This window comes from Streptomyces sp. P9(2023), from assembly GCF_032436795.1.
Taxonomy (GTDB): domain Bacteria; phylum Actinomycetota; class Actinomycetes; order Streptomycetales; family Streptomycetaceae; genus Streptomyces.
Genome location: NZ_JAUPWM010000052.1, coordinates 1 through 26,988, shown reverse-complemented (window position 1 = coordinate 26,988; position 26,988 = coordinate 1). Strand labels below are relative to the sequence as shown.

Below are 26,988 nucleotides of genomic sequence, written 5' to 3'. Positions count from 1 at the left end.
CCGTCCCTCCCGAACCCCGTCACTCCCGAAAGGGCATGAGGAGCCATGCGCAGAATCAGAGCCGCGGTCACCGGTGCCGTCACTCTCTCCCTCGTCCTCACCGCCGCCGCCTGCGGAGGCGGCACCTCCGGCGGTTCCGGCTCCAACTCCCAGCCGAAGACGCTCACCTACTGGGCCTCCAACCAGGGCGCCGGCATCGAGGTCGACAAGAAGGTGCTCCAGCCCGAACTCGACAAGTTCGAGAAGGAGACCGGCATCAAGGTGAAGCTGGAGGTGGTGCCCTGGTCGGACCTGCTCAACCGGATCCTCACCGCCACCACCTCCGGCCAGGGCCCCGACGTCCTCAACATAGGCAACACCTGGAGCGCCTCCCTCCAGTCCACCGGCGCCCTGCGGCCCTGGGACGAGAAGGCCTTCGCGGAGATCGGCGGCAAGGACCGCTTCGTCGACTCCGCGCTCGGCTCCACCGGCGTCCCCGGCCAGGACCCGGCCGCCGTCCCCCTGTACTCCATGGCCTACGCGCTCTACTACAACAAGAAGATGTTCAAGGACGCCGGCATCGAGAAGCCGCCCGCCACCTGGGACGAGCTGGCCGCCACCGGCAAGCGCCTCAGCAAGGACGGCAAGTGGGCCATCGGCGTCGAGGGCGCCAACCTCTCCAACAACATCCACCAGGTCTTCGTCCTCGGAAAGCAGCACGGCGCCGACTTCTTCACCGCCGACGGCAAGGCCGACTTCACCTCCGACGGGGCCGTCGCCGCCGTCAAGCAGTACGTCGACCTGATGGCCGCCCACAAGATCGTCGCGCCCGGCAACGCGGAGTACGCCCAGAACCAGTCGCTGAGCGACTTCGCCAAGGACAAGACCGCCATGGTCCTGTGGCAGACCCCCTCGCAGACCTTCGCCTCCCAGGGCATGACCGAGGACGAGTGGGGCGTCGCCCCGGCCCCGGTCCCCGCCGGCGCGCCCGGCCGGGGCACGTCCGTCAACTCCATGGTCGCCGGCATCAACCTGGCCGTCTTCAAGAACACCAAGAACCTCGACGGCGCCACGAAGTTCGTGAAGTTCATGACCGGCGACGAGGAGCAGAAGGTCCTCAACAAGGCCTACGGCTCCGTCCCGCCGGTCAAGACCGCCCAGCAGGACCCGGCCTTCGACACCCCGTCGCTCAAGGTCATCCGCGACACGCTCGCCACCAGCGCCGCCGCCCTGCCGCAGGTCCCCGAGGAGTCCCAGTACGAGACCGTCGTCGGCACCGCGGTCAAGGAGCTGTTCGCCGACGCCGCGGCCGGCCGGCCCGTCACCACCGAGTCGGTGAAGGCGGCGCTCGAAAAGGCCCAGCAGCAGATGCCCAAGAAGTAGGCCCGGAAGTAGGCACGGACCTCTCATGACCTCCACCGTCACGCACCAGGCAGGGCCGCGGACGGTGCGGAAGACCCCGCCCGGAGAGGCGCGCACCCCGCGCCGCCGCTCCGGGCGGCTCCGCCGCATCTCGCTGCCGTACCTGCTGCTTCTGCCCGCCCTCGCCCTCGAACTCCTCGTCCACCTCGTGCCGATGCTGATCGGCATCGCCATGAGCTTCAAGGAGCTCACCCAGTTCACCATCCGGAACTGGGGCGACGCCCCCTGGACCGGCCTCGACAACTACACGCTCGCGATCGACTTCGACGCCCCCGTGGGGCAGGCCCTGCTGAAGTCCTTCGTGACGACCTGCCTGTTCACGGTCGCGTCCGTCGGCCTGTGCTGGCTGCTGGGCACCGCCGCCGCCGTCTTCCTCCAGGAGACCTTCCGCGGCCGGGGCCTGCTGCGTGCGCTCTTCCTGGTCCCGTACGCCCTGCCGGTCTACGCGGCCGTCATCACCTGGGCGTTCATGTTCCAGCGCGACAACGGCCTGATCAACCACGTCCTGCACGAGCAGCTCGGCATCGGCGAAAGCCCCGCTTTCTGGCTCATCGGCGACAACAGCTTCTGGGCGCTGCTCGTCGTCTCCGTCTGGAAGGGCTGGCCGTTCGCCTTCCTCACGGTGATGGCCGGCCTGCAGAACATCCCGCGCGAGCTGTACGAGGCCGCGGCCCTGGACGGCGCCGGCGTGTGGAAGCAGATCCGGCACATCACCCTGGCCTCGCTGCGACCGGTCAACCAGGTCCTCGTCCTCGTGCTCTTCCTGTGGACCTTCAACGACTTCAACACGCCGTTCGTGCTCTTCGGCAAGGCGGCGCCCGAAGCGGCCGACCTGATCTCCCTGCACATCTACCAGTCCTCGTTCCAGACCTGGAACTTCGGCACCGGCTCGGCCATGTCCGTCCTGCTGCTGCTCTTCCTGCTCCTCGTCACGGGCGTCTACCTGCTGCTCACCAGCCGAGGAAGGAAGACCGGCGATGTCTGACACCGCCCCGCGGCGGAAGCCGCGTTCCCCGATGGCCGCGCCCCGCTCCTTCCTCTGGACCCGGCGGATCTTCCTCACCCTGCTCACCGGATTCGTCCTGCTGCCGGTGTACGTGATGGTCTCCAGCTCCCTCAAGCCGCTGGCGGACGTCTCGGGGAAGTTCCAGTGGCTCCCGACGGAGATCACCCTCCGCCCGTACGTCGACATCTGGCAGACCGTCCCGCTCGCCGACTACTTCGTGAACTCCCTCGTCGTCGCCGGCGCCGCGACCGTCTGCTCCGTGGTGGTCGCGGTCTTCGCCGCGTACGCGGTCAGCCGCTACAGCTTCCGGGGCAAGCGGGTCTTCACCGTGACCGTGCTGTCCACGCAGATGTTCCCCGGCATCCTCTTCCTCCTGCCGCTCTTCCTCATCTACGTCAACGTCGGCAACGCCACGGGGATCGCGCTCTTCGGCTCGCGCGGCGGGCTGATCCTGACGTACCTCACCTTCTCGCTGCCGTTCTCCATCTGGATGCTGATCGGCTACTTCGACTCGATCCCCCGCGACCTCGACGAGGCGGCCAAGGTCGACGGCTGCGGGCCGCTCGGCGCCCTGTTCCGGGTGATCGTCCCGGCGGCGCTGCCCGGCATCGTCGCCGTCGCCGTCTACGCGTTCATGACCGCCTGGGGCGAGGTCCTCTTCGCCTCCGTGATGACGAACGACACCACCCGCACCCTCGCGGTCGGCCTCCAGGGCTACGCCACGCAGAACGACGTGTACTGGAACCAGGTCATGGCGGCCTCCCTCGTGGTGAGCGTCCCCGTCGTGGCCGGCTTCCTGCTTCTCCAGCGCTACTTCGTCGCCGGCCTCACCGCGGGTGCGGTCAAGTGACGGCCCCGTACCCCTTGTTGACACCCCTGTCTCCACCGATGTCAGAGAGGTCCTCCGTGTCCGAACCCACCGACGCCCGCACGCTCGACCTGGGCGCCTTCCCCGCCGGCTTCTCCTGGGGCACCGCGACCTCCGCCTACCAGATCGAGGGCGCCGTGGCCGAGGACGGCCGCGGGCCGTCCATCTGGGACACCTTCTCCCGCACCCCGGGCGCCATCGACAACGGTGACCACGGCGACATCGCCTGCGACCACTACCACCGCTGGCCCGAGGACATCGCCCTGATGAGCCGCCTCGGCATCGACGCCTACCGGCTGTCGGTCGCCTGGCCCCGCGTGCTCCCGGCGGGCGACGGCCCCCTCAACGCGCCCGGCCTGGACTTCTACGACCGGCTCGTCGACGGCCTCCTGGCCGCCGGAATCACCCCGTCCGTGACCCTCTACCACTGGGACCTGCCCCAGGCGCTGCAGGACCGCGGCGGCTGGACCGTACGGGAGACCGCCGAGCACTTCGCCCGGTACGCCGAGCTCGTCGCCGCGCGCCTCGGCGACCGGGTCACCCAGTGGGCCACCCTCAACGAGCCGCTCTGCTCGGCCTGGATCGGCCACCTCGAAGGGCGCATGGCCCCCGGCCTGACCGACCTCACCGCCGCCGTACGGGCCTCCTACCACCTGCTCCTCGGCCACGGCCTCGCCGCCCGGGCCGTCAGGGCCGCCGCCCCCTCCGCCCAGGTCGGCATCGTCACCAACCACTCCACCGTCGCGCCCGCCTCCACCCGGCCCGAGGACATCGCGGCCGCCGGCCGCATGGACGGCCACACCAACCGCTGGTGGCTCGACCCCGTGTACGGCCGCGGCTTCCCCGCCGACCTGCGCGAGCTGTACGGCGTCGAGCTGCCCGAACTCCCCGGCGACCTCGCCACCATCGCCGCCCCGCTCGACTGGCACGGCGTCAACTACTACTTCCCGGTCACCGTCGCCGACGACCCCGCAGGACCCGTCCCGTACGCCCGCGAGGTCCGGCTGCCGGACGTGCCCCGCACCGGCATGGACTGGCAGATCGACGGCGGCGGGCTCGAAGCGCTCCTGATGCGGCTCACCGACGACTACGGCGCACGCCGGCTGTACGTCACCGAGAACGGCTCCGCCTTCCCGGACCGCGTCGGCCCGGACGGGACGGTCGACGACCCCGAGCGGACCGCGTACCTGGAGGAGCACGTGGCCGCCTGCGCCCGCGCGCTGCGCAAGGGCGCCCCGCTCGCCGGGTACTACGCGTGGTCGCTGCTCGACAACTTCGAGTGGGCGTACGGCTACGACAAGCGCTTCGGGCTCGTCCACGTCGACTACGCCACGCAGCGGCGGACCGTGAAGGCGAGCGGGCTCCGGTACGCGGACATCATCCGCGCACACCGGGGTCGGACCGCCTGACCGCCTGACCGGGACCTCCCGGCCCGAGTTGCCTCCGGATTCCGGGCGTCCGGAGTCCGGCCTTCGAGGGCGGGCGGACCGCCCTCGGCTTCCCTTCAAGGAGCCCCGCATGTCTCCTCTTGGGCACCGTCCACCCCTCACATCACCGCGACGGGCACAGCGAACGGCCCGGCGGCCGCCGCGGCCGTCGACGGCGACCTCGGCACCCGCTGGTCCAGCGCCTTCTCCGACGACCAGTGGCTGCAGGTCGACCTCGGGGCCCCCACCGCGCTCGACCGGGTCGAACTGCGCTGGGAGGCGGCCCACGCCTCGGCGTACCGCATCGAACTGTCCACGAACGGCACCGACTGGACGACGGCCCACTCCACCACGACCGGCGCCGGCGGCACGGAGATCGTCCCCGTCTCCGGTACCGCACGCTACGTGCGGCTCCACGGCGTCACCCGGGCGACCCCGTACGGCTACTCGCTCTGGGAGTTCCAGGTGTACGGCACCGACGGCGGCCCGATCCTCCCGGGCGGCGGCGACCTCGGGCCGAACGTGCACGTCTTCGACCCGGCCACGCCCGGCATCCAGGCCAAGCTGGACGAGGTCTTCCGGCAGCAGGAGTCGGCGCAGTTCGGTCCCGGCCGGCACGCCTTCCTCTTCAAGCCCGGCACCTACAACGGGCTCAACGCGCAGATCGGCTTCTACACCCAGATCGCCGGCCTCGGCCTGCGTCCCGACGACACGTCGATCAACGGCGACGTGACCGTCGACGCGGGCTGGTTCAACGGCAACGCCACCCAGAACTTCTGGCGTTCCGCCGAGAACCTGGCGCTGACCCCGGTCAGCGGCACCAACCGGTGGGCGGTCTCCCAGGCCGCCTCCTTCCGCCGTATGCACGTCAAGGGCGGGCTCAACCTGTCGCCGAACGGCTACGGCTGGGCCAGCGGCGGCTACATCGCCGACAGCAAGGTCGACGGCCAGATCGGCAACTACTCGCAGCAGCAGTGGTACACCCGCGACAGCGCCATCGGCGGCTGGTCGAACTCGGTCTGGAACCAGGTCTTCTCGGGCGTCGAGGGCGCCCCCGCCACCAGCTTCCCCGAGCCCCGCTACACCACCCTCGACACCACCCCGATCTCCCGCGAGAAGCCCTTCCTCTTCTGGGAGGGCGGGGAGTTCAAGGTCTTCGCCCCGGCCAAGCGGACCGACGCGCGCGGCACCACCTGGGCCAACGGCACCGGACAGGGCACCTCGATCCCGCTCAGCCGGTTCTACGTCGTCAAGCCCGGCGCCACCGCCGCCACCATCAACGCGGCCGTCGCCCAGGGCCTGCACCTGCTCTTCACGCCCGGCGTCTACCACGTCGACCGCACCATCGAGATCAACCGCGCCGACACCATCGTCCTTGGCCTGGGGCTCGCCACGATCATCCCGGACAACGGCGTGACCGCCCTGCGCGTCGGTGACGTCGACGGCGTCCGGCTCGCCGGCTTCCTCATCGACGCAGGCCCGGTCAACTCCCCGACTCTCCTTGAGGTCGGCCCGCAGAACGCCTCCGCCGACCACGCGGCCAACCCCACCACCGTGCAGGACGTCTACATCCGCATCGGCGGCGCCGGCGCCGGCAAGGCGACCACCAGCATGGTCGTCAACAGCGACGACACGATCATCGACCACACCTGGATCTGGCGCGCCGATCACGGCGAGGGCGTCGGCTGGGAGACCAACCGGGCCGACTACGGCGTCCGCGTCAACGGCGACGACGTGCTCGCCACCGGCCTGTTCGTCGAGCACTTCAACAAGTACGACGTGGAGTGGTACGGCGAGCGCGGCCGCACGATCTTCTTCCAGAACGAGAAGGCGTACGACGCCCCGGACCAGGCCGCCATCCAGAACGGCTCCACCAAGGGATACGCCGCCTACCGCGTGGACGACTCGGTGAACACCCACGAGGGCTGGGGCCTCGGCAGCTACTGCTACTACAACGTCGACCCGACGATCCGGCAGGCACACGGCTTCAAGGCCCCGGTCAAGCCCGGCGTGAAGTTCCACAGCCTGCTCACCGTGTCGCTCGGCGGCAACGGTCACTTCGACCACGTCATCAACGACATCGGAGCGCCCACGGCGGGCACCGACACCATTCCGTCGACCGTCGTCTCCTTCCCTGACACGTCGGCCGGTGTGCGCCACGACGGCGGACACCGGCCTGCCGTCAGGGGCCCTGCCGTCAGTTGAGGGCGTCGTCCATGTCGGCCTGCCAGTACGTCACCTGGAGCGAGGAGTCGACGTACACGCCCTTCCCGGCGAGCGAGGGCTTCGCGACCGAGCCGTTCCGGAAGACGACCGAGAGGCTCTTGGTCGGGTAGCCGTTCGTGCCGCTGCCGTCCGCCGCCGACAGGCGCACCCCCGCGTACCCGGAATCGCCGGGGGCGAGCGTGACGACCGCCTGCGGGTGGGTCGACTCGTCGACCGGGGGCACCGACTGCGCCTCGCCGAAGCGGGCGGCCGGGTAGCCGAGCAGGTCGCAGTTCTTGGAGCCGGTGTTGGTGACGGTGAGCAGCAGGTGGTTCAGCGGGCGGGAGACCGGGGTGGCGATGGTCCTGGTGTCGCCGGCGCCGCACTGCGGGTTCCTGGAGCTTCCGCCGTTGCCCCCGCCCGACTTGCCGGCGCTCTCCTTGCCGCTCGTCGTGGAGCCGGTGGAGCCCTTGGGCGTCTGGCCACCCGTCGAGCCCTTCGAGCCCTTCGAGTCCGTCGAGTCCTTCGAGTTCGACGGGGTCGTGGTCGGCTTCGTGCCGGCGTCATCGGTGCCGGCGGACGGCGTGGCCGTCGCGGAGACGGCCGGCCCCTCGTTCCGTACGGCGGAGGCGTCGGTGTCGCCGCACGCCGTCAGTGAGAGCGCGGCGACCGCCACGGTCGTCGCGGCGAGCAGGCGGGTTCGGGTGATGCGTCCGGACATGGCAGGTCCCCCTGGATATGCGTGGATCGGGTGCAGGCCGTCGGTCGTTCCGCTGCGGCGTGCTTGGATGACCACAGCTTGTGCGAAGATCCGTCCCGCCCGCCACAACCGCCGCGTGGTACGGGACACTGGGACGAATTCACGCCGCTGACCTGGGGTGATGTCGCTCCCTGGGATGCGGGGGCGGGATGCGGGAGAGGATGAGACGGTGGTCGGGGACGAGTTCGCGGCACTGCTGGGTCGGCTCAAGGAGCGGTCCGGACTGAGCTACGGGACGCTGGGGAAGCGGCTGCACATGAGCGGCTCCACCCTCCACCGGTACGTCACAGGGGATGCCGTACCGACGGACTACGCGCCCCTGGAGCGGTTCGCCCGGCTGTGCAAGGCGACCCCGGACGAACTCGTCGAACTGCACCGGCTCTGGGTGCACGCGGATGTGACGCGCCAGCGCAAGGGCAGCGCGGCGACCGAACCGGCGCCCGCGCCCGTACCTCCGCCGGCGCCCGCGCCCGAACCGGAGTCCGTACCCGAACCCGCGCGGGAGCAGGCGGCCGCGGAGGCTGCCGGTTCTGATGCCGATGCCGGTCGCGATGCCGACGTCGATGCCGATCCCCAGCTCGTCGTCTCCGGGCCCGGGCCCGGGCCGGCGGCCGCGCCCCGGCCCCGGCGGGGTTGGCGGCGGCGTACCGTCGCCATCGCCGGTGCCGCCGTCGTCGCCGCCGTCGTGACGGTGGCGCTCGTGCTGAACCTCCCCGTGACCGGGGAGGGCGACGACAAGCGGCAGTCCGCCGGATCCTCGTCCGTCTCCGAGCGCCCGGAGACCGCGCCCGCCACCAAGGCCCCCTCCGCGTCGCCGTCCAATGAGGGCAGCACCGGCCCGACGCCCTCCGGGTCCGCGTCGGCGTCCGCGTCCCGTACCGGCGCGCCCGCGGGCGAAGGGAAGGCCACCGCCCCGTCGGTCGCCACCAACGCGTACAAGTGGGACAGTCCGTGCAGCCAGCACTACCTGATGAACCGGGAACCCGAGCAGGTGCCTCCGCCGCCCGTGGAGCCGGACGCGCCCGGTTGGGTGTCGGCGCTCGGCGGGGTGGCGAGCGGGGAGCACATGCTCGCGCTGACCGTGCAGGGCACCGGGAAGCAGACCGTCGTCGTGGAGGCCCTGTACGTCCGCGTGGTGAAGAAGGGCGCGCCGCTCGCCTGGAACGACTACAGCATGGGCGTCGGCTGTGGCGGCAACGTGTTCACCAAGTCGTTCGCCGTGGACCTCGACTCCCCCCGCCCCGACGCCACCCCCGCGTCCGGGCAGCGGGACTTCCCGTACAAGGTCAGCGAGTCCGACCCCGAGGTCTTCTACGTGACCGCGCGCGTCCAGGCACACGACGTGAGCTGGTACCTCGAAATGGACTGGTCCAGCGGCGACCAGCACGGCACGGTCCGGATCGACGACAACGGCAAGCCGTTCCGTACGAGCGGCAATCTGGGCCGGCCCGGCTACGACCGTCCCCTGGGCGGCAACGAGTGGACCGACCGCCCCACGGAGGACAACAGCACGCAGGTGCCGTAGGGGGACGCCGCCTGGGCGGTCGGTAGGTGCGTCAGTGGACGGAGTCGAGCTTCGTCCGCTGCTCCGCGGTCAGTTCGAGGTCGACCGCGCCCAGGCTCTCCTCCAACTGGGCCACGGAGGAGGCGCCGACCAGCGGCAGGACCGGGATGTCGCCGCCCATCAGCCAGGCCAGCACCACCTGGTTGACCGTGGCGCCGGTCTCCGCCGCCACCTCGCGGACCGCCTTCAGGCGCGGCTCGGTGCCCGCGTGCTCGAAGCCCGGGCCGAGCGGCTTGTCGTCCCGTACGTACGCGCCCGCGATCAGCGGCGAGTAGGCGACCTGCGTCAGCTCGGGGGTGGCGCGCAGATAGCTGAGCAGATCGCCGCTCACCAGGCCCTGGTTGCCGTCGGGGGAGCGCAGGCTCGGGATGTCGGTGCGCTGGCGCAGGTAGCTGTGGTGGTGCTGGAGCACCTCGTAGCCGGGCACGCCAGCCGCCGCGGCCAGGGTCCTGGCGCGCTCGACGCGCCAGGCCCAGTGGTTGCTGGCGCCGAGCAGACCGGCCACACCGTCGGCGACGACGTCCGCGAAGCCCCGGACGGTCTCCTCCAGCGGGGTGTGCTCGTCCATGATGTGCGCGTACAGCAGGTGGATCCGCTCGATGCCGAGGCGCTCGCGGCTGCGCTCCGACGACTCCCGGACGACCTTGGCGGACAGGCCCTCCACGTCCCGGCTGAAGCCCGAGGTGGGCTGGTTGGGGCGGGCGCCCAGCTTGGTGGCGACGGTGATCTCGTCGCCGATGCCGCGGCTCTTCAGCCAGCGGCCCACCAGCTCCTCGCTCTCGCCGCCCTGGGTGCCGTTGACCCAGAAGGCGTAGTTGTTGGAGGTGTCGACGAAGGTGCCGCCGGCTTCGACGAACCGGTCGAGGATCGCGTAGGAGGTCGCCTCGTCCACGGTGGTGCCGAAGGTCATGGCGCCGAGGCTCAGCACGCTGACCTCGCGGCGCGTCGCGGGCGAACTTCCGATGACGCGGTACTTCATGAGGGTCCGTCCTTCATCTCGGGTGATCAGGTGCGAGTCCCCACTATCGCCACGTCCGGGCCTCCCGCAACCGGGTTTCAGCCGATCGGGCCGCGGGCCTCCGCGCCCGCCAGACGCTCCGGGGTCAGCAGCTCCGCGATGCGCTCCGCCGGCAGGAGGCCGCGTTCCAGGGTGAGTTCGGCGACGCCGCGGCCCGTGCGGAGGGCCTCCGTGGCGATCGCGGTGGCGGCCGTGTAGCCGATGTACGGGTTGAGTGCCGTGGCCAGGCCGATGGAGTTCTCGACCGCGGCGCGCAGCTCGTCCACGTTGGCCGTGATGCCCACGACGCACCGCTCCGCGAGGGTCAGACAGGCCGCGCGGAGCGAGGTGATGCTCTTCGCCAGGGAGTGCAGGATGATCGGCTCGAACGCGTTCAGCTGGAGCTGGCCGGCCTCCGCCGCCATCGTGATCGTCATGTCGTTGCCGATCACCTCGAAGGCGACCTGGTTGACGACCTCCGGGATCACCGGGTTGACCTTGCCGGGCATGATGCTCGAACCGGCCTGTACGGCGGGGAGGTTGATCTCGTTGAGGCCCGCGCGCGGGCCCGAGGAGAGCAGCCGCAGGTCGTTGCAGGTCTTGGAGAGCTTGACGGCCAGCCGCTTGAGGACACCGGAGAGCTGGACGAACGCCCCGCAGTCCTGGGTCGCCTCCACCAGGTTGGCCGAGGTCACCAGCGGCATGCCGGTGATCGCGGCGAGATGACGGCGGGCGGTCTCGGCGTAACCGGCGGGGGCGTTGAGTCCCGTACCGATCGCGGTGGCGCCCAGGTTGATCTCGTGGATGAGCTCCACGGCCTCGGCGAGCCGGTTGCGGTCCTCGTCCAGCATCACCGCGTACGTCGAGAACTCCTGGCCCAGCGTCATCGGCACCGCGTCCTGGAGCTGGGTGCGGCCCATCTTGAGGACGTCCCGGAACTCGAACGCCTTCTCCGCGAACGCGTCCTGGAGCACCGCCGTGGCCTGGAGCAGACCGTGGACGGCCGTGATCGCCGCGATCCGGACGGCGGTCGGGTAGACGTCGTTGGTGGACTGGCTGAGGTTGACGTCCTCGTTGGGGTGCAGGTGCTGGTACTCGCCCTTGGCGTGGCCGAGGAGTTCGAGGGCGCGGTTGGCGACGACCTCGTTGGCGTTCATGTTCGTCGACGTACCGGCGCCGCCCTGGACGACGTCCACGACGAACTGGTCGTGCAGCTTCCCGGAGCGGATCTCCTGGCAGGCGGCCACGATGACGGCCGCCTTCTCCGGGGCGAGCAGGCCGAGTTCCTCGTTGGCGAGCGCGGCGGCCTCCTTCACGGCGGCCAGCGCGTCGATCAGCTGCGGGTAGACGGAGATCGGCGTGCCCGTGATCGGGAAGTTCTCCGTGGCGCGCAGGGAGTGGATGCCCCAGTACGCGTCGGCCGGCACCTCCCGCTCTCCGAGAAGGTCGTGCTCACGGCGGGAGACGGTCGTCATGGAGGTGTGCCTTAGCGAGGGAGGGGAGGGGAGGGGAGGGGAGGGTAACGGGGCAGGAGTGGTCTACGAAGCGCCCGAGAAGCGGGAGCCGGAGGCCGTCAGGGCCGGCTCCGGGCGGGCCGGGCCGTTCAGCAGGGCGTGCAGCAGCGCCGGTCGGCGCTCCGCGGAGACGTCCGCGAGGAGGGCCGCCAGGACGGCCATCCGGGTCTGCCCCGCCCGCAGCGTGCCGGCCGGTACGGCCCCCGCGGCGACCAGGTCCACGGCTCCGCCGCCGGTGTAGAGCTCGGCGATGGGGCCCGCGGGGACCCGGGTGCTCAGGGCCACCAGGGTGCCCTGGGCGACGGCCGCGCCGACGGCCGAGGCGATCTCGGGGGTGGCGTTGCCCGCCCCGGTGCCGACGAGCACGATGCCGCGCCCGCCGGCCGCCACGGCGGCGTTCAGGAAGAGCGGGTCGCCGTCGCTGTGGTGCATCACCACGTCGACCCGGGGCAGCTCCTCGACGGTGGCCGTCGGCAGCGGCAGCGGGGTGGGCCGGTCCGGGCTGCGGCGGATGTGCACGCTGCCGAAGCCGACCTTCCCGAGGCCGCTCTCGGAGGGGTCGGCGAAGGCGTCCGCCGCGAGGGTCTGCGTCTTCACCGTGCCGCGCGCCGCGTGCACCCGGCCGTCGAAGACGACGAGCACGCCCAGGTCGCGTACGGAGGCGGCGACCTGCAGGGCGTCGTACACGTTGCCGGGGCCGTCGCCGTCCCCCGTACCGAGCGGACGCTGCGCGCCGGTGAAGACGACCGGGCGGGGGTCCGAGTGGTGCAGGTCCAGGAAGAAGGCGGACTCCTCCAGGGTGTCCGTGCCGTGGGTGACGACGACACCGTCCACGCCGGGGTCGGCGAGCGCCGCGTGGACCGCGCGCAGCAGGGTGAGCTGGCGGGCGGAGGTCATCCGGGAGCTGTTGACGTTGAACAGGTCCACGACCTCGACCGCCACGCCCTCGGGCAGCGCGGAGGTGGCCAGGACGTCGTCACCGGACGCGTCGGCGGCGTACCCGGTGCCCTGCCAGCGGCTGGCGATGGTGCCGCCCGTGCTGATGAGGGTGATCCGGCGGGGCCGGTCGTCGCGTGTCCACTGCATGGCTGTCTGTCCCCGAGGTCGAAGGTCGTCGCCTTCGCAACGATAGGTCAGCTTGTATGCAATATGGTTGCGAATTCGGCCCTGGGGTCAGGAATTCCTGCGTGCATAATTGCGTCATGGACAGGATCGATCGCAGTATCTTGCGCGAGCTCCAGGAGGACGGTCGTCTGACCAACCAGGAGCTCGCCCAGCGCGTCGGCCTCAGCGCCTCGGCCTGCCTGCGGCGGGTGCGGCAGCTGGAGGAGGACCGGGTGATCCAGGGCTACCGCGCGGTGATCGATCCGGCGGCGGTCGGGCGGGGCTTCGAGGTGCTCGTGTCGATCGAGGTCCGGCGCGACCGGGAGACCGTCGAGGCCTTCGAGGAGGCGCTGCGCGACATCCCCGACGTCATCGAGGCGCACCGCCTCTTCGGCAGCCCCGGCTGCCTGCTGCGGATCGCGGTCGCCGACCTCGCCGCGTACGAACGCCTCTGGATCGAGCGGCTGACCTCGCTGACCGGGGTCACCGAGGTCAACTCGCAGATCATCATGAAGCGGATCAAGGAGCCCCGCGGCCTGCCGGTCGACCGCTGACCGACCAGCTGCGGAGTCGTAGCCGAGTCGTGCCGTGTCGCTGTTGGGCCGAACGGGTGAGGAACGGGAGGATGGGGGCATGAGTAGGTACGAGAGGTACGACGTCACCGACGAGCAGTGGGAGGGCCTCGCCCAGGTAGTGCCCCTGCGCGGCCGTGACGAATGGCCGTCCAGGGTCGACCACCGCACGATGCCCGACCCGTACGAGGCGGCCGAACAGCGGCGCATGGTCGTCCTGCGCGTGCAGGTGTTCGCCGACGCCCGCGAGGTCGCCGAGTACCTCATCGCCCAGATCCCGGTCCTGCTGGACCTGACCAGCGCCGACACCGAAGTCGCCAAGCGCATCCTGGACTTCGGCAGCGGAGTCGTCTTCGGACTCGGCAGCTCCATGCACCGGGTCGACCGCAACGTCTTCCTGCTGACCCCGGCGGGCACCGAGGTCGAGGGCGCACCGGAGACCGAGGACGACGGTGTGGGGGTCGCCGTCCCCCGATCGTAGGAAGGTCATCATGACGTAACGGTTCGTCATACACCGGTCTGCGTACGGTCCGGACATGCACTCCACCGGCGGCCTCACGCCCGATTCCGACGCTTCCGCCACCACCGCCCTGGCGCACGCCGACGGTCCGCGTACCGTGGGCGAGCCCGTCTCGCGCGCGGGCTCCACGGGCGAGTCCGCCACGCGCGACGTGCTGCGGCATCTCATGGGCGGCTCCGTACGACGACCCGCCCGCCCCGCCGTCACCGAACTACGCCTCTCCGCCTTCGCCTCCCACCGCGCCGCGGTCCATCCCCTCGGCCCGGTCACGCTGTTCGCGGGGGCGAGCGGAAGCGGGAAGTCCAGTGCCCTCCGGGCGTACGAGGCGCTGGCCCGGCTCGGGGCGGGCGACGACCTGGCCACCGCCTTCCCCGACGCGGCCGACTGCGTTCCCGAACGGGCCAGGCCCGACGCCCAGGGGAGGCGGGGGTTCAGGATCGGGTGCACGGTCGACGGCCCGGCCGGCCCCGTCCACCTCGACATCGCCGTCCAGGCCGAACCCCGGCTCCGTATCGTGGGCGAACGGCTCACCTGCCGCGGCCGTACGCTGCTCACCACCGCCCTCCGCGACCCCGGCCGCGACGCGGTCCAGGCCGAATGGCACACCGCCGGGGCCACTCCCGTGACCCGGGCGCCGTTCCCCGACGACCTGCTGGGCACGGCGCTGCTGCCGCTGCGCGTCGCGGGCAAGACGAAGGGGCAGTTGGAGGTGCTGGCCGCGGCCGAGCAGGTGGTGGTCGCCCTCCGCTCGGTCTTCGCCTGCGACCCCAGGCCGGAGTTGATGCGTGCGCCGGTCCCGGCGGGCGAAGGGCGGCTGCGGCGGGGCTGCGACAACCTGGCGGAGGTACTGCACCGCACGCGCACCGACTGCCCGCGCCGGCACGCCCGGTTGGCCTCGGTCGCGGGCGCCGGCTGCGCCGGGCCGGTGACGGGGGTCGGCGTGGAGGAACTGCCGGACGGCAGGGTACGGGCGGTGCTGGAGCGGGTGGGGGTGCGCGCGGATTCCGGAGAAGGCAGGGGGGCGGGCGGCTTATCCGCCGTGGTGGGCCCGACGGCCCTGGCGACGCCACTGGGCCGGCTCGGGGACGGGGAGCTCCGCTATCTCGCCTTCGCCCTGGTGCTCCTCACCGGGCCGGGCGTGCTGGCGATGGACCAGCTCGCCGAAGTCCCCGACGCCATGCGGACGCTGACGGTGCTCGCGGACGGCTGCGACCGGGGGCTGGACCGTCGTCAGCTGCGGGAACTGCTCGGCCTCGCCACGACCATCTGCGCCGGTGGACACATCAGACTCGTGGCGACCGTCGGGGAGACGGCGATGGCCATCGCGCGGGAGACGCCCGGGGTGTCGATCGTGGAACTGGCGCCGGGACGGCCCGCGGGCTCCACCGCGCCGGGGCATCGTCACTCTTCGGAGTGATCGGATTATCCCCGTCGAGCTTCCTGTCCACAGATTTCCGAATTCCTCTGGAGTTTGGGCTCAGGCACCTTCACTCTGGGTAGTGGAGTGAGTGGGCAGTAAGTCGTACGAACGGGGGCGGCGTACATGGAAGCGGAGCGACTGATCGCGACGGGGCGGAACGCGCTGGCGCGGAGCAGAGAAGCGTTGGACATCGTGGCGGAGGCCTGGCAGGCACAGGCCCTCGCCCAGGCGATAGGGAGTCATCTCGCGCTCTGCGGACCGCTGGAGCTGCGGGGCGAGGCGCGCGGGCTGAGCGAGATAGGGGGCGGGCGCGGGGTGGTCGACCATCCCGCCCTGCGTACGGGCGGCCTGAGGGCCATTCAGCTGACCGAGGTGGGGGACACGCGGGTGGCGTTGACCGCGCTGGGCGCGCTCCTCGGCGAAGTGGGCATCGCTCTCGTCGGGGTGGCCTGTGTCACCGACGAGGAGGGGCTCTACTGGCAGTGCATCGAGGCGATCGACGCGGCCGACGAGTCGAACGACCGGGTGCGGGGGATGCTGCGCCGGCTCGCCGTGCGCGAGCGGGACCGGCCGCCCGATGCCGCCCGGGGGCGCGCGGGCCCGGCGGGGCCGTCATGAGGGACGGGCGGGGCGGTGGGCGGCCGGAGGCGTCCGGCTGTCAGTCCGTGGAGGGCTCGTCCTCCGCACGGGGCTCATGGCGATCCGCCGAGGACTGAAGGTCGGCGTCGAGCTGCGACAGGTCGGCGGTGAGCGCAGCCATCAGCTCCTCCATCTGCTGCAGCAGGCCCTTGGGGGCGCCGGCGCCCTTCTGCTCGGGCACGGACTGCTGCACCGGCTGCTCGGGCATCGCCCTTTCAGGCGCGGCTTCCTGGGACACGACGGCCTCCTCGGCCCAGGCCCTTCCCGAGGGGGACGGGCCACATGTGAGAACGACGCACCGGCAGGGGCCGCCGGCACGCGGGCCGGGCGGTCCGGCTCCGCCCGAGCCAACGACGCTCGCCACGTCACGGTCACTGGCCTGGCACAACGCGCCCCGCCACAGGACCGGTATTCACCCGACCGAGGGCGCGGCCTCCGGATGCTGACGGACGGTCCGACGGCTGGGGGATGGTGGGGCTGGTGGGGCGGGGCCCCGGGCGTCATCGACGGTTCAGGTGGGTGGGGGATGATCGTGGGGGTAGGTGGTTCTGATGCGAGGAGTCCGGGGATGACGGGGTCCATGGTCGACAGTGACGTGTGGATCAGGCGATACCACCCGCCCGCCTCCGGTGGGCCGGAGCGGATTCCGCTCGTCTGCTTTCCGCATGCGGGAGGTTCGGCCGGCTACTTCTACGGGCTCTCGCGCCGGTTGAGCCCGGCCGTCGAGGTGTTGGCCGTCCAGTATCCGGGGCGGCAGGACCGCCTCGCGGAAGCTCCCGTGGAGGATGTGCGGGAGCTCGCCGCGCGGATCGTGGCGGCGCTGGAGCCGTGGGCGGGCCGCCGGCCGGCCTACTTCGGCCACAGCATGGGCGCGCTCGTCGCGTTCGAGGCGGCGCGGCTCAGCGAGCCGGCGGTGCTGTTCGCGTCCGCCCGGCGGGCGCCGTCGATCCAGCGGGCGGAGACCTTCCATCTGCTCGACGACGACGCCCTGATCGCCGAGACGCGGCGACTCAGCGGGGTCTCCGCCGAACTGTTCGCCGAACCGGGGATGCGGGAGCTGGTCCTGCCGCCGCTGCGCGCGGACTACCGGGCCCTCGCCGGATACCGCCCGAGCCCCGACGCGGTCGTCGGCGCGCCCGTCGAGGTGCTCCTCGGCGACCGCGACCCACGGGTGACCGAGGAGGAGGCGCGGGCCTGGGAGCCCCACACCACGGGGGAGTTCGCCTGCACCGTCTTCCCCGGCGGAGACCACTTCTACCTGGCGGACCGAACCGACGAACTCGCCACGCTGATCACCCGCAGACTGGCCCGCCTGCCCCGCTGACCGGCCCGGCCCGGCCCGTCGAGGGTCAGTCGCGTGCTGGCCTGAGGCCGTCGATGAGGATGGGACGGCGAGGACCTGGTCGGCCTCGTCGGGGGCGTGTTCCCGGGTCCCGGCCGCCGCGGCGGTCAGCGCGAAGAGTTCGGAGGCCGTGGTGTCGTTCCGTACCTCCGCGGCCCGCTGCGCCCGATCGAGACAGAGGGAAGAGGGACTGCCCCCCCGTTGGGCAATCACCCGCGGGCACACGTCAGTTGGCGGCCGGGAACGCGACCCCAGGACGCCGCCGTGGGCTACCGTCGGATCACATGACGGAGACACAGGGCCGCCTGCTGGCCATCAGCGATCTGCACGTCGCCTACACGGAGAACCGGGCGATCGTCGAAGGGCTGCGGCCGACCTCGGACGAGGACTGGCTGCTGGTCGCCGGCGACGTCGGCGAGAAGGCCGCGGACATCGAATGGGCGCTCTCCCTGCTGAGCCGGCGCTTCGCGCAGGTCGTCTGGACCCCGGGCAACCACGAGTTGTGGACACCGCGCGAGGACCCGGTCAGCCTGCGCGGCCAGGCACGGTACGAGTACCTCGTCGCCCTCTGCCGCCGGCTCGGCGTCCTCACCCCCGAGGACCCGTACGGGGTGTGGCACGGGCCGGGCGGTCCGGTCACCGTGGCGCCGCTCTTCGTGCTGTACGACTACTCGTTCCGGGTGCCCGGCGCCGACACCAAGGAGCGCTCCCTCGCCCTCGCCGAGGAGAACGGCATCGTCTGCACGGACGAGTTCTTCCTCCACCCCGACCCCTACCCGAGCCGCGAAGCGTGGTGCGAGGCCCGGGTCGCCCTGAGCGAGGAGCGTCTCGCGGCCTGCGACCCGGCGCTGCCGACGGTGCTCGTCAACCACTACCCGCTCGTCCGCGAGCCGACCCGGATCCTGCGGTACCCCGACTTCGCCCAGTGGTGCGGAACGGTACGGACGGCGGACTGGCACCGCCGCTGCCGGGCGGCCGCGGTCGTCTACGGCCATCTGCACATCCCCCGGACGACCTGGCACGACGGGGTCCGCTTCGAGGAGGTGTCGGTCGGCTATCCGCGTGAGTGGCGCCGCCCCGGCCACCCCCCTACCGGGCTGCGCACGATCCTTCCGGAGAAGCCACGGTGATAGACCTGGTGCCGTGAGTGAACTGGACGTAGCGGGATTGCAGCGCAGGCTGACCGAGTTCGCGGCCGCGCGGGAGTGGCAGCCGTACCACACGCCGAAGAACCTGGCGGCGGCGCTCAGCGTGGAGGCGGCCGAACTCCTGGAGATCTTCCAGTGGCTGACGCCCGACGAGGCCGACCGGGTGATGGCCGATCCGAAGCGGGCGCACCGGGTCGAGGACGAGGTCGCGGACGTGCTGGCGTATCTGCTCCAGTTCTGCGCGGTGCTCGGCGTCGATCCGCTCGCCGCCCTCGCGGCGAAGATCGACCGGAACGAGCTCCGCTTCCCGGCCCGCCGGCCCCCGACCGGGAGCGGAGACGAAGCCGGGGACGGAGAGGGAGCCGGGGACGGAGCCGGAGACGGAGATCGTCACCCTGCGGAGTGAGCGGCTTTCACCCCGTCGATCTTCCGGCCGGTCGACGCGCCTCGGTGCAGGATGGAGGCATGGATCTTCGCATCTTCACCGAGCCCCAGCAAGGGGCCGACTACGACACCCTGCTCAACGTCGCCAAGGCCACCGAGGACCTCGGCTTCGACGCCTTCTTCCGGTCCGACCATTACGTCAGCATGGGCTCCGCCGACGGACTGCCCGGGCCGACCGACGCCTGGATCACCCTGGCCGGCCTCGCCCGGGAGACCCGGCGGATCCGCCTCGGCACGCTGATGACCGCGGGCACCTTCCGGCTCCCCGGCGTGCTGGCCATCCAGGTCGCCCAGGTCGACCGGATGTCCGGCGGCCGGGTCGAACTGGGCCTGGGCGCGGGCTGGTTCGAGGAGGAGCACCGGGCGTACGGGATCCCGTTCCCCAAGGAGAAGTTCGGCCGCCTCGAGGAGCAGCTGGCGATCGTCACCGGGCTGTGGAGCACCGCGCTCGGCGAGAAGTTCTCCTTCGAGGGCGAGTTCTACCAGCTCGCCGACTCGCCCGCGCTGCCCAAGCCGGCCCAGGACCGGATCCCCGTGCTCGTCGGCGGCCACGGCGCGACCCGTACGCCGCGCCTGGCCGCGCGGTACGCCGACGAGTTCAACATCCCCTTCGCCTCGGTGGAGGACAGCGATCGGCAGTTCGGGCGCGTCCGGGCGGCCGCCGAGGCGGCCGGGCGCCGGGCCGACGAGCTGGTGTACTCCAACGCCCTGGTGGTCTGTGTCGGCAAGGACGACGCCGAGGTGGCCCGCCGGGCGGCGGCCATCGGGCGCGACGTGGAGGAGCTGAAGGCGAACGGCCTGGCCGGCTCGCCCGCCGAGGTCGTGGACAAGATCGGCCGGTACGCGGCGATCGGGTCGTCCAGGGTCTACCTCCAGGTCCTCGACCTGGACGACCTGGACCACCTGGAGCTGATCTCCGCCCAGGTCCAGTCGCAGCTCGGCTGAACGGAGGCGAACCGATGCGGCCCGTCCGTTCCCTCGCCGAGGCGCTCGCGCACGAGGTGCTCGTCCTCGACGGCGGGCTCTCCAACCAGCTGGAGGCCCAGGGGTGCGACCTGGGCGACGAGCTGTGGTCGGCGCGGCTGCTCGCCGACGGACCCGAGCAGATCGGGGCGGCGCACACGGCCTATGTGCGGGCGGGCGCCCGGGTGTTGATCACCGCGAGCTACCAGGCCACCTTCGAGGGCTTCGCACGGCGGGGCGTCGAACGGGCCGCGGCGGAGCGGCTGTTCGCGCGGAGCGTGGAGCTGGCCCGGGCGGCGGGGGACGGGGCCCCGGAGCCGGTCTGGGTGGCCGCGTCGGTCGGGCCGTACGGGGCGATGCTCGCCGACGGCAGCGAGTACTGGGGCCGGTACGGGCTGACCGTAAGGGAGTTGGAGCGGTTCCACCGGCCCCGCGTCGAGGCGCTCGTGGCGGCGGGGCCCGATGTGCTGGCCCTGGAGACGGTGCCGGACACCGTCGAGGCCGAGGCGCTGCTGCGGGCCGTGGAGGGGTGCGGGGTGCCGGTCTGGCTCTCGTACACCGTCGCGGGGGAGCGCACCCGGGCCGGGCAGGGGCTGAGCGAGGCGTTCGGGCTCGCGGCGGGGAACGACCAGGTCGTCGCGGTCGGCGTCAACTGCTGCGAGCCGGCGGACGCGGCGCGGGCGGTGGAGGTCGCCGCGACGGTCACGGACAAGCCGGTCGTCGTGTACCCGAACAGCGGGGAGGAGTGGGACTCCGGCGCCCGTGCCTGGCGCGGCGCCGGGTCCTTCGACCCGGACCGGATGCGGGACTGGCCGGCGGCCGGGGCCCGGCTGATCGGCGGCTGCTGCCGCGTCGGGCCGGACCGTATCGCCCGCCTCGCCGCAGCCCTGCCGTCGTGACGTACAGGGCGGGTGTGACTCGCGGGTGGGTCGGCCGCCGGCCGTCGTACGGCGACGCTTCCACCAGACCAGGGCGGCGCCCACCGCCGCCTCGCCACCGTGGGGGACAGGGCCCCCGGCACGCTCCTGGAACGCCTCGCCCGCTTCCGGGGAAAATCCCTGGTCGGGGCCGGGGTATCGGACCATACTCGGACGTGTGTTCCTGACGATCAGCACCACCGGCACCCCCGAGCGTCCCGCGACCGATCTGGGCTTCCTGCTGCACAAGCATCCCGGCAACGCGCAGACGTTCTCGACCTCGCACGGCACGGCGCACGTCCTCTACCCCGAGGCGACCGCCGAGCGGTGCACGGCCGCCCTCCTCCTGGAGGTCGACCCCATCGGTCTGGTGCGGCGCGGCAAGGGCAAGGGCCGGGGCGGCGCCCCGGACTCCGCGCTCGCCCAGTACGTCAACGACCGGCCCTACGCCGCGTCCAGCCTGCTGGCCGTCGCCCTCGCCACCGTCTTCAAGAGCGCCCTGCACGGCGCCTGCAAGGCCATGCCCGAGCGGGCCGCCGCGCCGCTGCCGCTGCGCGTCGAGGTCCCCGCGCTCCCCGCGCGCGGCGGGGCCGACCTGGTCCGCAAGCTGTTCGGGCCCCTCGGCTGGGACACGGTCGAGGCGGAGCCGGTGGCGCTGGACACCGCGTTCCCCGAGTGGGGCGACTCGCGCTACGTACGCCTCGTCCTCGAAGGGGAGCTGCGGCTCGCCGACGCGCTCAACCAGCTGTACGTCCTGCTGCCCGTCCTCGACGACGCCAAGCACTACTGGGTCTCGCCCGACGAGGTCGACAAGCTGCTGCGCGCCGGAGACGGCTGGCTCGCGGACCACCCCGAGCAGAAGCTGATCACCAGCCGCTACCTCTCGCGCCGCTGGGGCCTGACCCGGGACGCCATGGAGCGGCTGGAGCTGGCGCGCCTGGCCGAGGCCGACGGGCTCGACGTCGAGGACGTCGACAACGCCGTGGACGAGACCACGGACACGGACGAGAAGCCGGTGCCGCTGGCGGAACAGCGCCGCGCGGCGATCCTCGCCGCGCTGCGCGCCGCCGACGCCACCCGCGTGCTCGATCTCGGCTGCGGACAGGGCCAGTTGGTGCAGGCGCTGCTCAAGGACGTGCGCTTCACCGACATCGTCGGCGTCGACGTGTCCGTGCGCGCCCTGACCGTCGCCGGGCGCCGGCTGAAGCTCGACCGGCTCGGGGAGCGGCAGGCCGGCCGGGTGAAGCTGCTCCAGGGCTCGCTCGCGTACACCGACAAGCGGCTCACCGGCTACGACGCGGCGGTCCTGAGCGAGGTCATCGAGCACCTCGACCTGCCGAGGCTGCCCGCGCTCGAATACGCGGTGTTCGGCTCGGCGCGCCCCCGGACGGTCCTCGTGACCACGCCGAACGTCGAGTACAACGTCCGCTGGGAGTCCCTCCCCGCCGGACACGTCCGGCACGGCGACCACCGCTTCGAGTGGACCCGCGAGGAGTTCCGTACGTGGGCGGCGCGCGTCGCCGAACAGTACGGATACGGCGTCGAGTTCACCCCCGTCGGCCCCGACGACCCGGAGGTCGGCCCACCCACCCAGATGGCCGTCTTCACCCAGAGCACCACCCGGACCACGCCGAAGGAGGAGCAGGCATGACCACCACCGACACCGACGGCGCCACCAGCGCCCGCACGCTGCCCGTCACCGACCTGTCCCTCGTGGTCCTGATCGGCGCGAGCGGATCCGGCAAGTCCACCTTCGCGCGCCGCCACTTCAAGCCCACCGAGGTCATCTCCTCCGACTTCTGCCGGGGCCTGATCGCCGACGACGAGAACGACCAGAGCGCCAGCAGGGACGCCTTCGACGTCCTGCACTACATCGCCGGCAAGCGCCTGGAGGCCGGACGGCTGACCGTCGTCGACGCCACCAACGTGCAGCAGGAGGCCCGGCGCCAGCTCGTCCAGCTGGCCCGGCAGTACGACGTGCTCCCGATCGCGATCGTCCTCGACCTGCCCGAGGAGGTCTGCCAGGCCAGGAACGCGGCCCGCCCGGACCGGGCGGACATGCCGAAGCACGTCATCCAGCGCCACCGCCGCGAGCTGCGCCGCTCGCTGCGCGGCCTGGAGCGCGAGGGCTTCCGCAAGGTGCACGTCCTGCGGACCGTCGAAGAGGTGGACGCGGCCCAGGTCGTCCTGGAGAAGCGGTTCAACGACCTGCGCCACCTCCCCGGCCCCTTCGACATCATCGGCGACATCCACGGCTGCCGCTCCGAGCTGGAGACCCTGCTCGGCAGGCTCGGTTACGTCGACGGTCACCACCCCGAAGGGCGTACGGCCGTCTTCGTCGGCGACCTTGTCGACCGGGGCCCGGACAGCCCGGGTGTCCTGCGCCGGGTGATGGGAATGGTCGCGGCCGGGGACGCGCTCTGCGTGCCCGGCAACCACGAGAACAAGCTCGGCCGCTGGCTCAAGGGCCGCAAGGTCCAGGAGACCCACGGCCTCGCCGAGACCATCGAGCAACTGGGGCGCGAGCCCGAGGAGTTCCGCGCCGAGGTGGGCGCGTTCATCGACGGGCTCGTCAGCCACTACGTCCTCGACGAGGGCAAGCTGGTCGTCTGTCACGCCGGTCTGCCCGAGAAGTACCACGGCCGGACCTCCGGCCGGGTGCGCTCGCACGCGCTGTACGGGGACACCACGGGGGAGACCGACGAGTTCGGCCTGCCCGTGCGCTACCCGTGGGCGGAGGAGTACCGGGGCAGGGCGACCGTCGTCTACGGCCACACGCCCGTCCCGAACACCTCGTGGATCAACAACACCATCTGCCTCGACACCGGTGCCGTCTTCGGCGGGAAGATGACCGCGCTGCGCTGGCCGGAGCGCGAACTCGTCGACGTACCGGCGGAGAAGGTCTGGTACGAGCCGGCCCGGCCGCTCACGACCGAGGCGCCGGGCGGCCACGAAGGACGGCCGCTGGACCTCGCCGACGTGCACGGGCGCCGGATCGTGGAGACCCGGCAGATGGGCAACGTGTCCGTACGGGAGGAGAACGCGGCGGCGGCCCTGGAGGTCATGAGCCGGTTCGCGGTCGATCCGCGACTGCTCGCCTACCTGCCGCCGACGATGTCACCGACCGCGACCTCGAAGCGGGAGGGCTACTTGGAGCACCCGGCCGAGGCCTTCGCGCAGTACAGGTCCGACGGCGTCGAGCGGGTCGTGTGCGAGGAGAAGCACATGGGCTCGCGGGCGGTCGCGCTGGTCTGCCGCGACGAGGCGGCGGCCCGCGAACGGTTCGGGGTCACCGGAGCGACCGGCTCCCTGCACACCCGTACCGGACGCCCCTTCTTCGACGACCAGGCCGTCACCGAAGAGGTACTCGGGCGGCTGCGGGCGGCGATCACCGCCGCCGGGCTGTGGGAGACGCTCGACACGGACTGGGTGCTGCTCGACGGCGAGCTGATGCCGTGGTCGCTGAAGTCGGCCGGGCTGCTGCGCTCGCAGTACGCGGCCGTCGGCGCGGCCTCCCGTGCCGTCTTCCCGGGCGCGCTCGGCGCACTGGAGCAGGCGGCCGCGCGGGGCGTGGCGGGGGTCGACGGGCTCCTCGCCAAGCAGCGCGAACGGGCGGCGGACGCCGAGGCGTTCACCGAGGCGTACCGGCGGTACTGCTGGCCGACGCAGGGCCTGAAGGGCGTGCGCTTCGCGCCGTTCCAGATCCTCGCCGTGCGGGGCCGTTCGCTGGCGGCCGTCCCGCACGACGAGCAGCTCGGATGGCTCGACCGGCTGGTCGACGCCGACCCGACCGGGCTGCTCCAGGTCACCCGCCGGCTGATCGTGGACACCCGGGACGAGGAGTCGGTACGGACCGGGATCGACTGGTGGCTGGAGATGACCGGGGCCGGCGGTGAGGGCATGGTCGTCAAGCCGCTCGCCGCGCTCGTCCGGGGCGCCGGCGGCAGGCTCGTCCAGCCGGGCGTGAAGGTCAGGGGCCGCGAGTACCTGCGGATCATCTACGGCCCCGAGTACACCCGCCCGGAGAACCTGGAGCGGCTGCGGAACCGCTTCCTCGGCCACAAGCGTTCGCTGGCCCTCCGCGAGTACGCGCTCGGCCTGGAGGCGCTGGACCGGCTGGCGGACGGCGAGCCGCTCTGGCGGGTGCACGAGGCCGTCTTCGCGGTGCTCGCACTGGAGTCCGAGCCGGTGGATCCGCGTCTCTGACGGCGCGGCGACGGTGCTCCCACGGGGGGCGCAGGGGAGTGGACGGAGACGCTCCCCTGCGCCCCCCGTGCTCGTTGGCGACTCCCAGCCACAGCCCCTAGCGTTCTTCACCCCACGGGCGTGACGCAGTGTCAACACAGTGACTGCGTACGCCACTTGAGGTGGGAACCAACACACACGAGGGCGCAGGCGTGCGCGGTCTCGGCGCGTGGCCGACAGGCCGTGCGCGGACGGGGGCGGGGGGTGAGTGACGGTGAGTCTTTTCGGCCAGGACCGGTCCTTCCTCCACGCCCTCCCCGACCAGGACCGCAGGACCCTGCTCGCCGCCGGCACACCACGCGCCTACGAGCCCGGCGAGGTGATGATCCGCGAACGCGACACCTCCGCGTACGTCCTCGCCCTGACCTCGGGCTGGTCCGTCGTCTCGGTCGAGACCGAGCGCGGCACCCGGCTCATCCTCGCCCTGCGCGGCGCCGGCGAGGTGGTCGGCGATCTCGCCGCAGTGGACCGGCGGCCGCGCAGCGCCACCGTCACCGCGCTCGGCCGGGTGGAGGCGGTGGCCGTGTCCGGCGACCGCTTCCGGCATTTCCTCGCCACCCATCCGCACGCCACCTCGCTGATCATGCGGCAGCTCTCGGCCCGGCTGCGCAGCGCCGACGTCGAGCGCCGCTCCCTCGCCTCCGAGACGGTCCTCCAGCGGCTCGCCGCCCGCCTGGTCGAACTGGCCGAGCGGGCGGGCCGGCGCGCCGACGCCGGGACCGTACTCGAACTCCCGCTGCCCCAGCACGACCTGGCGGCGGCCATCGGGGCCACCCGGGAAGCGGTGGCCAAGGCGCTCCGGCTGCTGCGGGAACAGGACGTCGTCCGTACCGCCAACCGCCGGGTCGTCGTCCTCGACATGCCCGTCCTGCTCCTGCTGGCCCAGGGCAGATCACCGCACACGACAGCGGCGGAGAAATCTCCTCCGGGTGTGTAAACGGCTACATCGCCGGCCGCCGCGCGCGGCCAGGCTTGACCCGTCACCACGGCATCACGGCACACACAGGGAGTCCGAGTGAGCACTGGGGGAGCGAGCGGCGGCGCGAGTGCGGGAGCGAGTTCCGGCGCGGGCGCGGGTGCGATCCACCGGCTCGTCGTCTTCGGCGACGCGGTCGGATCGGGCTCCTGGAGCATGGACGCGAAGCGGCGGATGCGCGCGGCCATGTACGAGGCGTTCGGCGAGGCGTTCGCAGCCATCGGCGTCGAACCGGGCACCGTCCACCAGGAGGACCGCGGCGACGGCATCCTGGGGGCGCTGCGCCCCGAGGTCCCGCCGTCGTTCATGGTCGGACGCTGGATCGACACCATGTACGAGAGCCTGCGCGAGCACAACGCGGGCCGCCGCGAGCGGCTGCGGATGCGGGTCGGCATGAACGCCGGACTCGTCCTGGAGGACGGCCACGGACTGGTCGGGCGCGCGGTCGACCTGGCCTGCCGGCTCTGCGACAGCCCCACGGCCAAGCAGGTGATGACGGCCGCACCCGACGCGGATCTGCTCGTGGTCGTCTCGGACTGGCTCTACGGCAACGTGGTCATGGAAGGCGGCCGGTACGTGGAACCGGGCCACTACCGGCAGGCCCGCGTGCGCTCCAAGGAGACCGACGAGACGGCGTGGTTCCACATCCCCCGCAGACCGGCACCGCCGATGCCGCCGTTCGACGAGACGGACGGCGGGGACGGCAGCGGTGACCCCGAGACCGGCGGTGGGCCGACGCGGGGGGACGGCCCACCGCCCACCGAAACGCCGCTCACGCCCACGAAGGGCAACCGGTACCACGCGGGTCGTGACCTGCTGGTGATCAAGGACAACACGATCCACGGCGGAATCACCGGCATCAGGAACGGGGAGGGCGCATGAGTTTCCTGAGTCAACCTCTATGCCGCCAGAGGTGTGTCGGCGGCCGTGTTGATCTTGCCGTTGGCTTGGTGGAT

General features: G+C 72.0%; 23 protein-coding genes and 1 pseudogene. 19 read left to right on the top strand and 5 right to left on the bottom strand.

Annotated features, from left to right (window positions below; all coding sequences use genetic code 11):
- Positions 1-45: 45 nt before the first annotated feature.
- The 5 genes and pseudogenes from Q5762_RS34800 to Q5762_RS34780 all read left to right on the top strand — a co-directional run.
- Entirely contained in the window at positions 46-1,362 is a 1,317-nt protein-coding gene (locus Q5762_RS34800; RefSeq protein ID WP_315896315.1) for an extracellular solute-binding protein, read from the top strand.
- Between the two features lie 25 nt (positions 1,363-1,387).
- On the top strand, positions 1,388-2,386 hold the full coding sequence (locus Q5762_RS34795; RefSeq protein ID WP_315896314.1) for a sugar ABC transporter permease: 999 nt from the start codon (positions 1,388-1,390) through the stop codon (positions 2,384-2,386).
- Positions 2,379-3,257, top strand: a complete 879-nt coding sequence (locus Q5762_RS34790; RefSeq protein WP_315896313.1) for a carbohydrate ABC transporter permease — start codon at positions 2,379-2,381, stop codon at positions 3,255-3,257. Before Q5762_RS34795 ends, Q5762_RS34790 begins: the two co-directional genes overlap by 8 nt.
- Before the next feature lie 38 nt (positions 3,258-3,295).
- Positions 3,296-4,684: a GH1 family beta-glucosidase gene (locus Q5762_RS34785; RefSeq protein ID WP_315896312.1), complete on the top strand. Its 1,389-nt coding sequence runs from the start codon at positions 3,296-3,298 to the stop codon at positions 4,682-4,684.
- A 171-nt stretch (positions 4,685-4,855) separates the two neighbouring features.
- Positions 4,856-6,838, top strand: a pseudogene (locus Q5762_RS34780) (discoidin domain-containing protein); the annotation flags it as partial.
- A 61-nt stretch (positions 6,839-6,899) separates the two neighbouring features.
- On the opposite strand, the gene Q5762_RS34775 reads toward Q5762_RS34780, so the two are convergent.
- Positions 6,900-7,628 carry a DUF4232 domain-containing protein gene (locus Q5762_RS34775; protein ID WP_315896311.1) on the bottom strand — a complete coding sequence of 243 codons (729 nt, stop codon included), beginning with the start codon at positions 7,626-7,628 and terminating at the stop codon, positions 6,900-6,902.
- 208 nt (positions 7,629-7,836) lie between these two features.
- Between Q5762_RS34775 and Q5762_RS34770 the strand changes: the two genes are divergently transcribed.
- Entirely contained in the window at positions 7,837-9,192 is a 1,356-nt protein-coding gene (locus Q5762_RS34770) for a helix-turn-helix transcriptional regulator (protein ID WP_315896310.1), read from the top strand.
- Positions 9,193-9,223: 31 nt separating this feature from the next.
- Here Q5762_RS34770 and Q5762_RS34765 read toward each other — a convergent pair whose 3' ends face one another.
- The 3 genes from Q5762_RS34765 to Q5762_RS34755 form a co-directional block, all read right to left on the bottom strand.
- Complete coding sequence (locus Q5762_RS34765; protein WP_315896309.1) at positions 9,224-10,210, bottom strand: aldo/keto reductase; 987 nt, start codon at positions 10,208-10,210, stop codon at positions 9,224-9,226.
- 77 nt (positions 10,211-10,287) lie between these two features.
- A complete protein-coding gene (gene aspA / locus Q5762_RS34760; protein ID WP_315896308.1) occupies positions 10,288-11,703 on the bottom strand; it encodes an aspartate ammonia-lyase in 1,416 nt (471 codons plus the stop codon).
- Positions 11,704-11,766: 63 nt separating this feature from the next.
- A complete protein-coding gene (locus tag Q5762_RS34755; protein ID WP_315896307.1) occupies positions 11,767-12,828 on the bottom strand; it encodes an asparaginase in 1,062 nt (353 codons plus the stop codon).
- Positions 12,829-12,944: 116 nt separating this feature from the next.
- Between Q5762_RS34755 and Q5762_RS34750 the strand changes: the two genes are divergently transcribed.
- The 4 genes from Q5762_RS34750 (at position 12,945) to Q5762_RS34735 (ending at position 15,976) form a co-directional block, all read left to right on the top strand.
- Positions 12,945-13,400 (top strand): Lrp/AsnC family transcriptional regulator, encoded by a 456-nt coding sequence (locus Q5762_RS34750; RefSeq protein ID WP_315896306.1) that lies wholly within the window; start codon positions 12,945-12,947, stop codon positions 13,398-13,400.
- Positions 13,401-13,479: 79 nt separating this feature from the next.
- A complete protein-coding gene (locus Q5762_RS34745; protein WP_315896305.1) occupies positions 13,480-13,899 on the top strand; it encodes a cell division protein SepF in 420 nt (139 codons plus the stop codon).
- A 55-nt stretch (positions 13,900-13,954) separates the two neighbouring features.
- The gene (locus tag Q5762_RS34740; RefSeq protein WP_399495396.1) at positions 13,955-15,355 is read left to right on the top strand and encodes an AAA family ATPase; all 1,401 of its coding nucleotides are present in this window, start codon (positions 13,955-13,957) and stop codon (positions 15,353-15,355) included.
- A gap of 126 nt (positions 15,356-15,481) precedes the next feature.
- The gene (locus tag Q5762_RS34735; protein ID WP_315896304.1) at positions 15,482-15,976 is read left to right on the top strand and encodes a DUF6099 family protein; all 495 of its coding nucleotides are present in this window, start codon (positions 15,482-15,484) and stop codon (positions 15,974-15,976) included.
- Positions 15,977-16,016: 40 nt separating this feature from the next.
- Here the strand turns inward: Q5762_RS34735 and Q5762_RS34730 are convergent, their stop codons facing one another.
- Positions 16,017-16,205 (bottom strand): hypothetical protein, encoded by a 189-nt coding sequence (locus Q5762_RS34730; RefSeq protein WP_315896321.1) that lies wholly within the window; start codon positions 16,203-16,205, stop codon positions 16,017-16,019.
- Positions 16,206-16,565: 360 nt separating this feature from the next.
- Here Q5762_RS34730 and Q5762_RS34725 point away from each other — a divergent pair, with 360 nt between their 5' ends.
- The 9 genes from Q5762_RS34725 (at position 16,566) to Q5762_RS34685 (ending at position 26,914) form a co-directional block, all read left to right on the top strand.
- The gene (locus Q5762_RS34725; protein ID WP_315896303.1) at positions 16,566-17,321 is read left to right on the top strand and encodes an alpha/beta fold hydrolase; all 756 of its coding nucleotides are present in this window, start codon (positions 16,566-16,568) and stop codon (positions 17,319-17,321) included.
- Positions 17,322-17,623: 302 nt separating this feature from the next.
- A complete protein-coding gene (locus Q5762_RS34720) occupies positions 17,624-18,469 on the top strand; it encodes a metallophosphoesterase (protein WP_315896302.1) in 846 nt (281 codons plus the stop codon).
- Positions 18,470-18,482: 13 nt separating this feature from the next.
- Positions 18,483-18,893, top strand: coding sequence for a nucleotide pyrophosphohydrolase (locus tag Q5762_RS34715; protein ID WP_315896301.1), 411 nt, complete (start codon positions 18,483-18,485; stop codon positions 18,891-18,893).
- Between the two features lie 59 nt (positions 18,894-18,952).
- Positions 18,953-19,876, top strand: a complete 924-nt coding sequence (locus Q5762_RS34710; protein WP_315896300.1) for an LLM class F420-dependent oxidoreductase — start codon at positions 18,953-18,955, stop codon at positions 19,874-19,876.
- Between the two features lie 14 nt (positions 19,877-19,890).
- Positions 19,891-20,793, top strand: a complete 903-nt coding sequence (gene mmuM, locus Q5762_RS34705; protein ID WP_315896299.1) for a homocysteine S-methyltransferase — start codon at positions 19,891-19,893, stop codon at positions 20,791-20,793.
- 196 nt (positions 20,794-20,989) lie between these two features.
- On the top strand, positions 20,990-22,462 hold the full coding sequence (locus Q5762_RS34700; RefSeq protein ID WP_315896298.1) for a 3' terminal RNA ribose 2'-O-methyltransferase Hen1: 1,473 nt from the start codon (positions 20,990-20,992) through the stop codon (positions 22,460-22,462).
- On the top strand, positions 22,459-25,017 hold the full coding sequence (locus Q5762_RS34695) for a polynucleotide kinase-phosphatase (protein ID WP_315896297.1): 2,559 nt from the start codon (positions 22,459-22,461) through the stop codon (positions 25,015-25,017). Before Q5762_RS34700 ends, Q5762_RS34695 begins: the two co-directional genes overlap by 4 nt.
- Before the next feature lie 253 nt (positions 25,018-25,270).
- Positions 25,271-25,993, top strand: a complete 723-nt coding sequence (locus Q5762_RS34690; RefSeq protein ID WP_315896296.1) for a Crp/Fnr family transcriptional regulator — start codon at positions 25,271-25,273, stop codon at positions 25,991-25,993.
- A 78-nt stretch (positions 25,994-26,071) separates the two neighbouring features.
- On the top strand, positions 26,072-26,914 hold the full coding sequence (locus tag Q5762_RS34685; RefSeq protein ID WP_315896295.1) for a hypothetical protein: 843 nt from the start codon (positions 26,072-26,074) through the stop codon (positions 26,912-26,914).
- Positions 26,915-26,988 lie beyond the last annotated feature (74 nt).